The sequence below is a fragment of the Pseudomonas sp. XWY-1 genome (assembly GCF_002953115.1).
Classification (GTDB): Bacteria; Pseudomonadota; Gammaproteobacteria; order Pseudomonadales; family Pseudomonadaceae; genus Aquipseudomonas; species Aquipseudomonas alloputida.
Genome location: NZ_CP026332.1, coordinates 4,713,916 through 4,728,482, shown reverse-complemented (window position 1 = coordinate 4,728,482; position 14,567 = coordinate 4,713,916). Strand labels below are relative to the sequence as shown.

14 protein-coding genes are annotated in these 14,567 nt (G+C 62.5%); 10 read left to right on the top strand and 4 right to left on the bottom strand.

Annotated elements, in window-relative coordinates:
* Window positions 1-20: 20 nt before the first annotated feature.
* From PRJ_RS22105 to PRJ_RS22095, 3 genes are all read right to left on the bottom strand, one after another.
* Window positions 21-1,319, bottom strand: a complete 1,299-nt coding sequence (locus PRJ_RS22105; protein WP_010952558.1) for an MFS transporter — start codon at window positions 1,317-1,319, stop codon at window positions 21-23.
* A gap of 272 nt (window positions 1,320-1,591) precedes the next feature.
* Complete coding sequence (locus PRJ_RS22100) at window positions 1,592-2,797, bottom strand: transporter associated domain-containing protein (RefSeq protein WP_010952559.1); 1,206 nt, start codon at window positions 2,795-2,797, stop codon at window positions 1,592-1,594.
* A 9-nt stretch (window positions 2,798-2,806) separates the two neighbouring features.
* Window positions 2,807-3,616, bottom strand: coding sequence for an inner membrane protein YpjD (locus PRJ_RS22095; RefSeq protein ID WP_064490840.1), 810 nt, complete (start codon window positions 3,614-3,616; stop codon window positions 2,807-2,809).
* Between the two features lie 313 nt (window positions 3,617-3,929).
* On the opposite strand from PRJ_RS22095, the gene ffh reads away from it, so the two are divergent.
* From ffh to PRJ_RS22065, 6 genes are all read left to right on the top strand, one after another.
* Window positions 3,930-5,306: a signal recognition particle protein gene (gene ffh / locus PRJ_RS22090; RefSeq protein ID WP_003252139.1), complete on the top strand. Its 1,377-nt coding sequence runs from the start codon at window positions 3,930-3,932 to the stop codon at window positions 5,304-5,306.
* A 259-nt stretch (window positions 5,307-5,565) separates the two neighbouring features.
* Window positions 5,566-5,817: a 30S ribosomal protein S16 gene (gene rpsP, locus PRJ_RS22085; RefSeq protein ID WP_003252142.1), complete on the top strand. Its 252-nt coding sequence runs from the start codon at window positions 5,566-5,568 to the stop codon at window positions 5,815-5,817.
* 5 nt (window positions 5,818-5,822) lie between these two features.
* Window positions 5,823-6,359, top strand: coding sequence for a ribosome maturation factor RimM (gene rimM / locus PRJ_RS22080; RefSeq protein WP_003252144.1), 537 nt, complete (start codon window positions 5,823-5,825; stop codon window positions 6,357-6,359).
* Between the two features lie 3 nt (window positions 6,360-6,362).
* Window positions 6,363-7,115: a tRNA (guanosine(37)-N1)-methyltransferase TrmD gene (trmD, locus tag PRJ_RS22075; protein ID WP_003252146.1), complete on the top strand. Its 753-nt coding sequence runs from the start codon at window positions 6,363-6,365 to the stop codon at window positions 7,113-7,115.
* A gap of 42 nt (window positions 7,116-7,157) precedes the next feature.
* Window positions 7,158-7,508: a 50S ribosomal protein L19 gene (rplS, locus tag PRJ_RS22070; protein WP_003252148.1), complete on the top strand. Its 351-nt coding sequence runs from the start codon at window positions 7,158-7,160 to the stop codon at window positions 7,506-7,508.
* Between the two features lie 94 nt (window positions 7,509-7,602).
* Window positions 7,603-8,010 carry an acyl-CoA thioesterase gene (locus tag PRJ_RS22065; RefSeq protein WP_014592194.1) on the top strand — a complete coding sequence of 136 codons (408 nt, stop codon included), beginning with the start codon at window positions 7,603-7,605 and terminating at the stop codon, window positions 8,008-8,010.
* A 3-nt stretch (window positions 8,011-8,013) separates the two neighbouring features.
* Here PRJ_RS22065 and PRJ_RS22060 read toward each other — a convergent pair whose 3' ends face one another.
* Window positions 8,014-9,819: a sodium:proton antiporter gene (locus PRJ_RS22060; protein WP_104962464.1), complete on the bottom strand. Its 1,806-nt coding sequence runs from the start codon at window positions 9,817-9,819 to the stop codon at window positions 8,014-8,016.
* Window positions 9,820-9,887: 68 nt separating this feature from the next.
* Here PRJ_RS22060 and xerD point away from each other — a divergent pair, with 68 nt between their 5' ends.
* The 4 genes from xerD (at window position 9,888) to thrC (ending at window position 14,538) form a co-directional block, all read left to right on the top strand.
* Window positions 9,888-10,784 (top strand): site-specific tyrosine recombinase XerD, encoded by an 897-nt coding sequence (gene xerD, locus PRJ_RS22055; protein WP_003252154.1) that lies wholly within the window; start codon window positions 9,888-9,890, stop codon window positions 10,782-10,784.
* A gap of 153 nt (window positions 10,785-10,937) precedes the next feature.
* Entirely contained in the window at window positions 10,938-11,681 is a 744-nt protein-coding gene (locus PRJ_RS22050) for a thioredoxin fold domain-containing protein (protein WP_104962463.1), read from the top strand.
* Window positions 11,682-11,764: 83 nt separating this feature from the next.
* Window positions 11,765-13,069, top strand: a complete 1,305-nt coding sequence (locus tag PRJ_RS22045) for a homoserine dehydrogenase (RefSeq protein ID WP_003252157.1) — start codon at window positions 11,765-11,767, stop codon at window positions 13,067-13,069.
* 59 nt (window positions 13,070-13,128) lie between these two features.
* The gene (gene thrC, locus PRJ_RS22040) at window positions 13,129-14,538 is read left to right on the top strand and encodes a threonine synthase (protein WP_104962462.1); all 1,410 of its coding nucleotides are present in this window, start codon (window positions 13,129-13,131) and stop codon (window positions 14,536-14,538) included.
* Window positions 14,539-14,567: the final 29 nt, after the last annotated feature.

Here is a 14,567-nt window from a genome sequence, read left to right as displayed (position 1 = left end):
CGCAAAGCGGCCCCAGTGGCTTACAGCGTGGTATTGCGCGTCTCTTTCAGGCACAGCACGGCAATCAGGCTGATCACCGCCGCCACCGACACATAACCCCCCACCCAGCTCAACCCCCCCATGCTCACCAGTTTCTGGGCAAAGAACGGTGCCGCCGAGGCGCCGACGATACCGCCCAGGTTATACGCCGCCGAGGCACCGGTATAGCGCACGTGGGTCGGGAACAGCTCTGGCAGCAATGCACCCATCGGCGCGAAGGTCACGCCCATCAGGAACAGCTCGATGGCCAGGAACAGCGCCACGCCCGCAGTCGATCCCGAGGTCAGTAGTGGCTCCATGGTAAAGCCCGAAGCTATCGCCAGCAGGCCGCCGACGATCAGTACCGGCTTGCGCCCGTATCGGTCACTGAGCCAGGCCGACAACGGTGTGGCCAGTGCCATGAACACCACCGCGAAACACAGCAGGCCAAGGAACGTTTCGCGGCTGTAGCCCAGTGTGGTCACGCCGTAGCTCAGCGAGAACACCGTGGAAATGTAGAACAGCGCATAGCACACCACCATGGCCGCAGCGCCCAGCAGGGTTGGCAGCCAGTATTTGGAGAACAGGTCGACCACCGGCATTTTCACCCGCTCGTGGCGGGCAACGGCCTTGGCGAACACCGGGCTCTCTTCGAGCTTCAGGCGCACGTACAGGCCTACCAGTACCAGTGCGGCGCTGAGCAGGAACGGAATGCGCCAGCCCCACTCGCGGAACTGCTCGTCGCTGAGCACCAGGGCCAGGGTCAGGAACAGGCCGTTGGCCGCCAGGAAGCCGATTGACGGGCCCAACTGCGGGAACATGCCGAACCAGGCCCGCTTGCCTTCCGGGGCGTTTTCGGTTGCCAGCAGGGCCGCGCCACCCCATTCGCCGCCCAGGCCCAGGCCTTGGCCAAAACGCAGCAGGCAGAGAATGATCGGCGCCCACACGCCAATGCTGTCATAGCCCGGCAGCACGCCAATGGCGGTGGTGGATACGCCCATCAGCAGCAGCGAAGCGACCAGCGTCGACTTGCGGCCGATGCGGTCGCCAAAATGGCCGAACAACGCCGAGCCCAGCGGGCGGGCGAGGAAGGCGATACCGAAGGTGAGGAAGGCGGCCAGCATTTGCGCGGTGCCCGACCCGGAAGGGAAGAACACCGGGCCGATTACCAAGGCGGCGGCGGTGGCGTAGACGTAGAAATCGTAGAACTCGATGGCGGTGCCGATGAAGCTGGCAGTGGCTACCCGCGCAGGCGAGTTGACTGGCGCGGCAGGCGCTTGGGCATAAGTGCTGCTTGTCATTGAGGAGGTCCCTGACAGTCTGGTCCGGCTCCATGGGCTTGGCCCGCGACGGCATGCCCTGCAAAAGGGCGGGTACGGTTAAGCGGGCGCCGGAGCGTTTTATTGTGTGCGCCCGACTGACGATAGCCCAAGGGGGTACGGGCGGGGCGGGTACTGTTCGGGGGTGTTGACGCAGGACCGCAGGGCGTATCAGTGGAGCGGACTGGCCGTGGAGCGCCGGGTGCGGGTAGCAGGCGTGACGGCGGGGCTGGGTAAGCGTGACCCGAGTATAGCTATCGGGTCACGGTCCACACCAGTACCTTGCTGGCGCAATTGTCCTCTGTTTCAAGGATTTCCAGGCGATAGCGGCCTATCTTCAGGCAAACAGCGCTTTCCGGGATGCTTTCCAGCGCTTCGGTGACCAGTCCGTTGAGGGTTTTCGGCCCGCCGTCGCAGGGCAGGTGCCAGCTCAGGGTGCGGTTGATTTCGCGTAACGAAGCGGTGCCATCGATGACGAAGGTACCATCGGGTTGCGGGTGCACATGCGGGTTTTCCAGGCTTTGCTCGTCCTCGAACTCGCCGACGATCTCTTCGAGAATGTCTTCCAGGGTGACGATACCCAGTACTTCGCCGTACTCGTCCACCACCACGCCCAAGCGGCGCTGCTGCTTGTGGAAGTTCAACAACTGCATTTGCAGGGGCGTGCTTTCCGGTACGAAATAAGGTTCGTAGCAGGCGCTGTGCAGCGCTTCCAGGGTCAGCTCGGCCTTGGGCAGCAGGTGGCTGATCAGCTTGGTGTTGAGGATCGCTTCGACCTGGTTGATGTCGTTGTGGTAGACCGGCAGGCGGGTGTGGCGGCTGACGATCAGCTGCTCGACGATGCGTTCGATCGGCTCGTCGAGGTTGATGCCATCCACTTCGTTGCGCGGCACCAGGATGTCGTTGACAGTGATCTTGTCCAGTGACTGCAGGCCGTCGAGCAGACCCTGGCGAGGTGCTTCGTGCTGTTCATCCTCATCGAAGTCGTCGGCCTCCTGCGTGTGCAGGGCCACCGCTGTGGGCTGTGCCCGGAACGGGCGCAGAATCAGCTTGGCGGCGCCGTCCAGTAGGCAGGCCAGTGGCTGCAGCAGTGCGAGAGGCACTTTCAGCAGGCTGGCACCAAGGCTCACGAACGCCTGCGGGTTACGCCGGGCAAGGCGCCGCGGCAGGTACTCGGCAAACACCAGCAAGGTGAGGGTCGCGGCCAGGCCTGCCAGCCAGAAGCCGTGCTCGCCACTCTGGCGCTGGCCCACCAGGCAGGCCAGCCCCAGCACCAGCAGCTTGCCCAGGCTGGCGCACAGCACCAAGGCCTGGGCTGGCAGCACGGGATGGCCGTCTTCGCCGGCGCGCAGTGTGCCATTGAGCTGCAGGCGGGCAGCCTCCACGGCAGTGAACAGTGCTGACCACAAAAGGGCCAGTGCCAGAGTGCCGAATAGCGGTGCGTACGGCAGGGTGTCCATGGGCGGCCGTCAGATATGCAAGATGAATTCGCGAACCAGCTTGCTGCCGAAATAGGCCAGCATCAGCAGGCAGAAACCGCTCAGCGTCCAGCGGATGGCCATGTGGCCCCGCCAACCCAGGCGGGTGCGGCCCCACAGCAGCACGCTGAACACCACCCAGGCGACACAGGCCAGCAAGGTCTTGTGCGCCAGGTGCTGGGCGAACAGGTTGTCGAGGAACAGCCAGCCGGAGATCAGCGACAGCGACAGCAGGCACCAGCCGGCCCAGAGGAAGCCGAACAGCAGGCTTTCCATGGTTTGCAGTGGCGGGAAGTTGCGGATCAGCCCGGACGGGTGCTTGTTCTTCAGCTGGCGGTCCTGCAGCAGCAACAGCAGCGACTGGAACACCGCGATGGTGAACAGCCCGTAGGCCAGGATCGACAACAGGATGTGCGCAAGGATGCCGGGTTCTTCGTTGATCAGCGGTACCGTGCCGGGGGGGGCGAACTGGGCCAGCAGCGCGGTCACCGCACCCAGCGGGAACAGCAGCACCAGCAGGTTTTCCACGGGTATGCGCAGGCAGGCCAGCAGGGTCAGGGAAATGACCGCCACGGCGATCAGGCTGGCGGCGCTGAAGAAGTCCAGGCTCAGGCCCAGCGGGGTGATCAGCTGGAAGAACAGTGCACCGGCCTGGGCCAGGACTGCGATGGCACCCAGCAGGCCAAGCAGGCGCTTTTCGGCCTTGCGGCCCTGGGACAGGTATGAGCCCTGGTAGATGGCCGCCGCTATATATAGGCCGGCTGCGATCAGGTTGGGGATGAGGCTGGGTGAGGAGACCATAAGTCCTGGTTGGCGAGCCTTTAAAGAGACGGAGTTTGGCATAGATTCCGCTGATCAAGGAAGACTGAAGGCTTGTGTCGGGGCATTCGTGGGCACGCCCGCTCCCACAGGTATGGCGCAGGCCTGCAAGCAGTGAGGATCCTGTGGGAACGGGCGCGCCCGCGAAGAGGCCAGCACAGCCACCGAATATCTACCAAGGTGTGCGTCGCCGCTGCACTTCGCTATAATCGCCGCCTTGCTGTGCCCGGCGGGTGTGTGTTTCCCCCCCTGGCACCTGACAAACCTCGGCTTTACTGGGCCTGAAAGGATCACCATGTTCGAAAACCTGACCGACCGCCTGTCACAGACGCTGCGCCATGTCACCGGCAAGGCCAAGCTGACCGAAGACAACATCAAGGACACGCTGCGCGAAGTGCGCATGGCGCTGCTCGAGGCCGACGTTGCCCTGCCGGTAGTCAAGGATTTCGTCAACAGCGTCAAGGATCGTGCGGTCGGGACCGAGGTGTCGCGCAGCCTGACTCCGGGCCAGGCCTTCGTGAAGATCGTTCAGGCCGAGCTGGAAAGCCTGATGGGCGCGGCCAACGAAGACCTCGCACTGAACGCCGCCCCGCCTGCCGTCGTGCTGATGGCGGGCCTGCAAGGCGCCGGTAAGACCACCACCGCCGGCAAGCTGGCGCGCTTTCTTAAAGAGCGCAAGAAAAAGAGCGTGATGGTGGTGTCTGCCGACGTCTATCGTCCGGCGGCGATCAAGCAGTTGGAAACACTGGCCAACGATATCGGCGTCACCTTCTTCCCGTCCGATATCAGCCAGAAGCCGGTGGCCATCGCCGAAGCCGCCATCCGTGAAGCCAAGCTGAAGTTCATCGACGTGGTCATCGTCGACACCGCCGGCCGTCTGCACATCGACGCCGACATGATGGACGAGATCAAGGCGCTGCACGCTGCCGTCAAACCGATCGAGACGCTGTTCGTGGTCGACGCCATGACCGGCCAGGACGCTGCCAACACCGCCAAGGCCTTTGGCGAGGCGCTGCCGCTGACCGGTGTGGTGCTGACCAAGGTTGACGGTGACGCCCGAGGCGGTGCTGCGCTGTCGGTACGTGCAATCACCGGCAAACCGATCAAGTTCATCGGTATGGGTGAGAAGACCGAGGCCCTCGAGCCGTTCCACCCCGACCGCGTCGCTTCGCGCATCCTCGGCATGGGCGACGTGCTCAGCCTGATCGAGCAGGCCGAACAGACCATCGACAAGGCCAAGGCCGACAAGCTGGCCAAGAAGCTGAAGAAGGGCAAGGGCTTCGACCTCGAAGACTTCCGTGACCAGCTGCAGCAAATGAAGAACATGGGCGGCCTCGGCGGCCTGATGGACAAGCTGCCAAGCATCGGCGGGGTCAACCTGTCGCAAATGGGCAATGCCCAGGGCGCGGCCGAAAAGCAGTTCAAGCAGATGGAAGCGATCATCAACTCCATGACCCCGGCCGAGCGCCGCGACCCTGACCTGATCAGCGGTTCGCGCAAGCGCCGTATTGCGTTGGGTTCCGGTACCCAGGTGCAGGACATCGGCCGGCTGATCAAGCAGCACAAGCAGATGCAGAAGATGATGAAGAAGTTCTCTGCCAAAGGCGGCATGGCCAAGATGATGCGCGGCCTCGGCGGGATGCTGCCAGGTGGCGGCATGCCAAAGCTGTAACCCCCGATCCGGGTGCCTGCCTTTTGTCGGGCAGGCGCCCAGAACCCCCGCTGTAGCGGGGCAACAGCCGCGAATTTCGCGGCGCAACCGGCAAATCTGGACGGCAGGGCGAGGCCTTGCCGAAAAAGTCATTTGCAAATGTCCGTGTATTCCCCGAGAATATGCGGCCTTTTGGGCACCCGTGTGCCTATTTGGCATTCAGATTTGCAGTACCAGCTGCTGTATCAACTGCAGCACCGACTATAGGAACGATGTTCACATGGTAACCATTCGTCTGGCCCGTGGCGGCTCGAAAAAGCGCCCATTCTACCACCTGACCGTGACCAACTCGCGTAACGCCCGTGACGGCCGTTTCGTTGAGCGCGTAGGTTTCTTCAACCCAATCGCTGCTGGCGCCGAAGTTAAGCTGTCGGTCAACCAAGAGCGCGTCACCTACTGGCTGAGCCAGGGTGCACAGCCGTCTGAGCGTGTTGCTCAGCTGCTGAAGGAAGCTGCCAAGGCCGCTGCCTGAATAGTATGAACGCGACGCCAGAAAAGGCTGACGACCTCATCGTCGTTGGCAAGATTTTTTCGGTTCACGGCGTTCGCGGCGAGGTGAAGGTGTATTCCTTTACCGATCCGATTGAAAACCTGTTGGATTATCCACGCTGGACGCTTCGGCACGAAGGCAAGGTAAAGCAGGTCGAGCTGGTCAGCGGTCGTGGCTCCCAAAAGGGCCTGGTCGTGAAGCTGAAAGGTCTCGACGATCGCGATGAAGCCCGTCTTCTGAGCGGTTACGAAATCTGCATCCCGCGGAGCCTTTTGCCCAACCTGGCTGCCGACGAGTACTACTGGTACCAGTTGGTAGGTCTGAAGGTCATCAACCAGGACGAACAACTGTTCGGCAAGGTCGATCACCTGTTGGAGACCGGTGCGAACGATGTAATGGTGGTCAAGCCCTGCGCAGGCAGCCTGGATGATCGCGAGCGTCTGTTGCCCTATACGGAGCAATGTGTGCTGGCAATCGACCTCGAAGCAGGCGTGATGCGGGTCGAATGGGACGCGGACTTCTAAACGATGGGTAACCTTCGCGTAGACGTCATCACGTTGTTCCCCGAGATGTTCTCGGCCATCACGGAGTACGGCATTACCAGCCGCGCGGTGAAACAAGGGTTGCTTCAGGTGACTTGCTGGAACCCGCGGGACTACACCACAGATCGTCACCACACGGTAGATGATCGGCCGTTTGGCGGTGGTCCGGGCATGGTGATGAAAATCAAGCCTCTGGAAGACGCCCTGGTTAGCGCCAGGCAGGCGACCGGAGCAGCGGCGAAGGTGATCTACCTTTCGCCACAAGGCCGCAAGCTGACTCAGCAGGCGGTCAAAGGCCTGGCCGAACAGGAATCGTTGATCCTGATCGCCGGTCGTTATGAAGGCATCGACGAGCGCTTTATCGAGGCTCATGTCGATGAGGAGTGGTCGATTGGCGACTATGTGCTTTCCGGTGGCGAGCTGCCGGCCATGGTACTGATCGATGCGGTTACGCGACTGCTGCCCGGAGCTTTAGGGCATGTGGACTCGGCGGAAGAAGATTCCTTCACCGACGGTCTGCTCGATTGCCCGCACTACACCCGGCCTGAGGTGTATGCGGATCAGCGTGTTCCCGACGTGTTGCTAAGTGGCAACCATGCACATATCCGGCGTTGGAGGATGAAGCAGTCCCTTGGTAGGACCTTCGAACGACGCGCCGATCTTCTGGAAAGTCGCTCGCTTTCTGGAGAAGAGAAGAAGCTGCTCGAGGAATATCTCCGCGAGCGGGACGATAGTTAAACGTATCGATGGTGGATCGCGTATCCATCTTAGGAGCACAGCATGACCAACAAGATCATCCAGCAGCTCGAAGCCGAGCAGATGAGCAAGGAAATCCCAACCTTCGCACCAGGCGACACCGTTGTCGTTCAGGTTAAAGTGAAGGAAGGTGAGCGTTCCCGTCTGCAGGCGTTCGAAGGCGTCGTTATCGCCAAGCGTAACCGCGGTCTGAACAGCGCCTTCACCGTGCGCAAGATCTCCAGCGGCGTTGGCGTAGAGCGTACCTTCCAGACCTACAGCCCGCAAATCGACAGCCTGGCCGTGAAACGTCGTGGTGACGTGCGTAAAGCCAAGCTGTACTACCTGCGCGACCTGTCCGGCAAAGCCGCTCGCATCAAGGAAAAACTGTCCTGAGTGCAGTTTGCCCGGTGGCCGAGGCCGCCTAGCGAGAAAAAAGCAGCCTTCGGGCTGCTTTTTTGCGTTTTGAAACCCCGAAAATGTGATTGCCATGACGACCCGAGACCAGGAAATCCAGCGCCGCACCGAACTGTCGGTGACCCGCGTGACCAAGGCGGTGTTCCCCAATACCACCAACCACCACAACACCCTGTTCGGCGGCACCGCCCTGGCCTGGATGGACGAAGTGTCGTTCATCGCTGCCACGCGTTTTTGCCGCCTGCCGTTGGTGACCGTGTCTACCGACCGCATCGATTTCAAGCACCCGATTCCGGCGGGCTCGATCGTCGAGCTGGTGGGGACGGTGATCAAGGTCGGCAACACCAGCTTGCAGGTGCAGGTGGATGTGTTTGTCGAGAACATGTACCTGGATGGCCGTGACCGGGCGATCCATGGGGTGTTCAGCTTCGTCGCCATCGACGAGGACAAGCGCCCGGTGCCCGTGCTGCCAGGCGCCTGAGTGTCACGGCTCCGGTGCTGGCTCGATCAATGCCACCAGGGTCCAGCCCGGTTGTGGCTGCAACGGGTTATCAGGGCTGGCTACATGAACCCAGCCATGGTCATCGCGTGCGAACAGCAAGTGTGCACGCTCGCCATGCAGCGCCTGGTAGGCGTCCCAGCCAAAGCCTTCGGTCAGGTTGGTGCTATACAACTCGGCGCCCTGATGCATGCGGTTGGCCAGTTGCAAATAGGTCATCGGCTTGGCCCCCAATAGATGCCCGCGGTGCTCTTCGGCCGCTCGATGTTTGTCGCTGCGTTGTTTCTCCAGGCCACTGGCTAGCACGAACAGCCGGCTGTGCCCGAAATCGTGACGGAACCTGGCGCAGGCCAATGCATTGATTTCGCCGGCAGGAGAGAGGCCCAGCAAGTGCCCGAGGCCGACCAGGTCCAGATGGGCGTCGGCATGCTGCGAGGCCGGGTTGCCAAAATAGGTCGTGAGCCCGTCCATGCGCGCGGCGCGGATGTTTTCCCAGCTGGAGTCCGTCAGCAAAACCCGGCAGCCCAATTGCTGAAGGGTTTTGGCGATGGCCCGGGCCGGCTCGTTGGCGCCGACGATGAGAAACCCGCTGGGGGCCGGTTCAGCGACCTTGAGCAAGCGTGCCAGCGGCCTGGCCGTAGCGCTTTGCAGTACCACCGTGCCGATGATTACCGCGAAGGTCAACGGTACCAGCAGCAAGGCATCCTGGTGGCCGGCCTGGTCCAGACGGATGGCAAAAATGGCTGAAACGGCTGCAGCAACGATGCCGCGTGGAGCAATCCAGGCCAGCAGCGCGCGCTCCCGCCATTTGAGTGTCGAGCCCAGTGTGGCCAGCCAGACGCTGAGAGGGCGTGCCAGCAGTTGGATCACCAGCAACAGCGCCAGGACGGCAGGGCCAAGGCCTAGCAGGGCATGCAGGTCAAGGCGTGCAGCCAGCAGGATGAACAGGCCGGAAATCAGCAGCACGCTGAGGTTTTCCTTGAAGTGCAGGATCTGTCGCACATCAACCCCGCGCATGTTGGCCAGCCACATTCCCATCACGGTGACCGCCAGCAGCCCCGACTCGTGCACGATCTGGTTGGCGGCGATGAAAATACCCAGTACCGCCGCCAGTGACGCGAGGTTGTGCAGGTACTCTGGTAGCCACTGTTCGCGCATTATTTGCCCCAACAGCCAGCCCCCCGCCGCGCCCAGGGCGGTGCCGCAGAAGATCACGCCGGCGAAGGTAACAAGGCTCTGGCTCAGGCCGTTACCCTCGGCGCTGGCGATGATGAAGCTGTATACCACCACGGCGAGCAGCGCGCCGATCGGGTCGATCATGATCCCTTCCCAGCGCAGGATGTTCGCGATCGCTGCCTTTGGTCGCACCACGCGCAGCATGGGCACGATCACTGTTGGGCCGGTCACCAGGGTCAGGGTGCCGAAGAGAATCGCCAGCGGCCAGTCGAACCCGAGCAGCCAGTGGGTTGCCAGTGCAATCACCAGCCAGGTGACCAGTGCGCCCACCGTGACCAGGCGATGCACCACGCTGCCGATCTCGCGCCACTGCGACAGGTGCAGGGTCAGGCTGCCTTCGAACAGAATCAGCGCTACCGCCAGCGACACCAGCGGCATCAGCAATGGGCCGAACAGCGCTTCGGGATCGAGCCACCCCAGCGCTGGGCCGGCAATGATCCCGGCCAACAACAGAAACAGAATTGCCGGCAGCTTCAGGCGCCAGGCCAGCCATTGGCAGGCGAGCGCTGCTGCGCCGATGCCGCCCACACTCAGAAGGATCTGCTGTTCGTTCATGCGGGCTCCCTATGCCGACGTTGTTATGAAAGACTAAGCGCCATTTCGTCGTTTGCCACCGAGATTTCATGCCCGCCCTCGACCACCCCCTGATCGACCAGTTCCTTGACGCCCTATGGCTGGAAAAAGGCCTGTCCGACAACACCCGCGTGTCCTACCGCAGCGACCTGGCCCTGTTCAATGGCTGGCTGCAGGAGCATTCGGTATCGCTGCCAGACGCCGGCCGCGACCTGATCCTCGATCACCTGGCCTGGCGCCTGGATCAGGGCTACAAGCCACGTTCCACGGCGCGTTTCCTCTCCGGTCTGCGCGGCTTTTTCCGTTACCTGCTGCGGGAAAAGCTGGTGGCCATCGACCCGACCCTGCAGGTCGACATGCCGCAATTGGGCAAGCCGCTACCCAAGTCGCTGTCCGAAGCCGACGTCGAAGCCCTGTTGCAGGCTCCGGACCTGGGCGAAGCCATTGGCCAACGCGACCGTGCCATGCTCGAAGTGCTCTACGCGTGCGGCCTTCGGGTTACCGAACTGGTCAGCCTGACCCTCGACCAGGTCAACCTGCGCCAGGGTGTGCTGCGGGTGATGGGCAAGGGCAGCAAGGAACGCCTGGTGCCCATGGGTGAAGAGGCGGTGGTGTGGTTGGAGCGCTACCAGCGCGATGGTCGCGCCGAACTGCTCAATGGCCGTCCCAGCGACGTGCTGTTCCCCAGTCAGCGCGGCGAGCAGATGACGCGCCAGACCTTCTGGCACCGTATCAAACACCACGCACGGGTTGCCGGCATCGACAAGCCGCTGTCGCCGCACACCCTGCGGCATGCCTTCGCCACCCACCTGCTCAACCACGGTGCCGACTTGCGGGTGGTGCAGATGCTGCTGGGCCACAGTGACCTGTCGACCACGCAGATCTATACCCACGTCGCCAAGGCGCGCCTGCAGCAGTTGCACGCCCAGCACCACCCGCGTGGATGAATGTTTTTCATGTTCCGCCGACCGGTCCTTGCGACCCCCTTCACGGGCAGCGTGATGTGGTAGGCTTGAGCGGTTTGCACCAAGGGCCGCACGGTCACCGCGTATTTTCCGCAGGTGGCGCCCTCCGGCCCCTGTCCGCCTTCAGGAGTTCCCATGCGCGTGACCCAGTTTTTCGCCGCCGCCGCGTTGGCGCTGGCCAGTACCTTTGCCGTTGCCGCGGCAACCGATAGCAACGCCGGTGCCGAGCAGGCCATCCGTAAATCGTTGCAGAACCTCGAGCTGGAAGTGCCCGTGGAAAGCGTGGCCAGCAGCCCGCTCAACGGCCTGTATGAAGTCAAGCTGCAGGGCGGCCGCGTGCTGTATGCCAGCGCGGATGGCCAGTTCGTGATGCAGGGCTACCTGTTCCAGATCCAGGACGGCAAGCCGGTCAACCTCACCGAAAAAGCCGAACGCCAAGGTATCGCCAAGCTCATCAACGGCATTCCAGCCGCCGAGATGGTGGTTTATCCTGCCAAGGGCGAGACCAAGTCGCACATCACCGTGTTCACCGACACCACCTGCCCGTACTGCCACAAGCTGCACGCCGAGGTGCCCGAGTTGAACCGTCGCGGTATTGAAGTGCGCTATGTCGCCTTCCCGCGCCAGGGCCTCGGTTCGTCGGGTGACCAGCAGTTGCAGGCAGTGTGGTGCTCCAGCGACCGCCGTGGGGCGATGGACAAAATGGTCGAAGGTAAAGAAATCAAGGCCGCCAAGTGCACCAACCCGGTCAGCAAGCAGTTCCAGCTGGGTCAGTCGATCGGTGTCAACGGCACGCCGGCCATTGTTCTTGAGAGCGGCCAGGTCATTCCGGGCTACCAGCCTGCACCGCAGGTCGCCAAGCTGGCACTTGCCAAGTAATCCAGTTCAGTACGCCGTCGTCATGGGGTGACGGCAAGTTTCACGGTCGGCAAACGTGTCGGCCGTTCAATGGGGAGTTCACAGTGAAACCGGTCAAAGTAGGCATCTGTGGGTTGGGGACCGTCGGTGGCGGAACCTTCAATGTACTTCAGCGCAACGCCGAGGAGATTGCCCGCCGTGCCGGGCGCGGTATTGAAGTGGCACAGATCGCCATGCGCTCGCAGAACCCGAACTGCCAGATTACCGGTACCCCCATTACCGCTGACGTGTTCGAAGTTGCAAGCAACCCGGAGATCGACATTGTCATCGAGCTGATCGGTGGCTATACCATCGCCCGCGACCTGGTGCTGAAGGCCATCGAAAACGGTAAGCACGTGGTCACTGCCAACAAGGCGCTGATTGCCGTGCACGGCAACGAAATCTTCGCCAAGGCCCGCGAGAAGGGCGTGATTGTCGCGTTCGAGGCGGCCGTAGCCGGTGGCATCCCGGTGATCAAGGCCATCCGCGAAGGCCTGTCGGCCAACCGCATCAACTGGCTGGCTGGCATCATCAACGGCACCGGTAACTTCATCCTCACCGAAATGCGTGAGAAGGGCCGTGCCTTCCCGGACGTGCTGGCCGAAGCTCAGGCGCTGGGCTACGCCGAAGCCGACCCGACCTTTGACGTAGAAGGCATTGACGCTGCGCACAAGCTGACGATCCTGGCGTCCATCGCGTTCGGTATCCCGCTGCAGTTCGACAAGGCCTACACCGAAGGTATCACCCAGCTGACAACGGCAGACGTGAACTACGCCGAGGCGTTGGGCTACCGCATCAAGCACCTGGGCGTGGCGCGTCGCACCGCCGAAGGTATCGAGCTGCGCGTGCACCCGACGCTGATCCCGGCCGACCGTCTGATCGCCAACGTCAACGGCGTGATGAACGCTGTCATGGTCAACGGTGATGCTGCTGGCTCCACCCTGTACTACGGTGCTGGCGCGGGTATGGAGCCTACCGCTTCGTCAGTGGTCGGCGACCTGGTCGACGTGGTCCGTGCCATGACCTCCGACCCGGAAAACCGTGTGCCGCACCTGGCCTTCCAGCCAGACTCGCTGTCGGCCCACCCGATCCTGCCGATCGAAGCCTGCGAAAGCGCCTACTACCTGCGCATCCAGGCCAAGGATCACCCGGGCGTACTGGCCCAGGTCGCCAGCATCCTTTCGGAGCGCGGTATCAACATCGAGTCGATCATGCAGAAGGAAGCCGAGGAACAGGATGGCCTGGTGCCAATGATCCTGGTGACCCATGGCGTGGTCGAGCAGCGTATCAATGACGCCATCGTCGCCCTGGAAGCCCTGCAGGACGTGGTCGGCAAGGTTGTGCGCATTCGCGTCGAGCAGCTCAACTAACAAATATTGCCGATGGGCCGCCCGCGCGGCCCCGGCCCCAGCATCGAAGGTTTGCACCCATGCGCTATATCAGTACCCGCGGCCAGGCACCGGCCCTGAATTTCGAAGACGTGCTGCTGGCTGGCCTGGCCAGCGACGGCGGCCTCTACGTGCCGGAAAACCTGCCACGCTTCACCCAGGAAGAAATCGCCTCGTGGGCCGGCTTGCCCTACCACGAGCTGGCCTTCCGCGTGATGCGTCCGTTCGTCGAAGACAGCATCGCCGACGCCGACTTCAAGAAGATCCTCGAAGAGACCTACGGCGAGTTCGCCCACGCGGCGGTCGCCCCGTTGCGTCAGCTGAACAGCAACGAGTGGGTGCTGGAGCTGTTCCACGGCCCGACCCTGGCGTTCAAGGACTTTGCCCTGCAGTTGCTCGGCCGCCTGCTTGACCATGTGCTGGCCAAGCGCAACGAGCGCGTGGTCATCATCGGTGCCACCAGCGGTGATACCGGTTCTGCCGCGATCGAAGGCTGCCGCCGTTGCGACAACGTCGACATCTTCATCCTGCACCCGCACCAGCGTGTGTCTGAAGTGCAGCGCCGCCAGATGACTACCATCTTTGGCGACAACATCCACAACATCGCCATCGAAGGCAACTTCGACGATTGCCAGGAAATGGTCAAGGCCAGTTTCGCCGACCAGTCGTTCCTCAAGGGCACCCGCCTGGTCGCCGTCAACTCGATCAACTGGGCGCGGATCATGGCCCAGATCGTCTACTACTTCCATGCAGCCCTGCAGCTGGGTGGCCCGGCGCGCTCGGTGGCGTTCTCGGTACCGACCGGCAACTTCGGCGACATCTTCGCCGGCTACCTGGCGCGCAACATGGGCCTGCCGGTCAGCCAATTGATCGTCGCCACCAACCGCAACGACATCCTGCACCGCTTCATGAGCGGCAACCAGTACGTCAAGGAAACCCTGCACGCGACCCTGTCGCCGTCGATGGACATCATGGTCTCGTCCAACTTCGAGCGCCTGCTGTTCGACCTGCATGGCCGCAACGGTGGGGCGATTGCCGAGCTGATGGCCAACTTCAAGCAAGGTGGCGGCTTCAGCGTCGAGCAAGACCGCTGGACCGAAGCCCGCAAACTGTTCGACTCGCTGGCAGTCAGCGACGAGCAAACCTGCGAGACCATCGCAGAAGTGTTCGCCGCCACCGGTGAAGTGCTCGACCCGCATACCGCAATCGGCGTCAAGGCTGCCCGCGAGTGCCGCCGTAGCCTGGACACGCCAATGGTGGTGCTGGGTACCGCGCACCCGGTCAAGTTCCCGGACGCGGTGGAGAAGGCCGGTGTGGGCAAAGCGCTGGAGCTACCCGCGCACCTCAGCGACCTGTTCAGCCGTGAAGAGCGTTGCACGGTACTGGCCAACGACCTGAAGGCTGTACAGGGCTTTGTCAGCCAGCACGGCAACCGCGGCAAGCCGCTGTAATTGCATGGCGTTTGGGGCTGCAGAGCAGC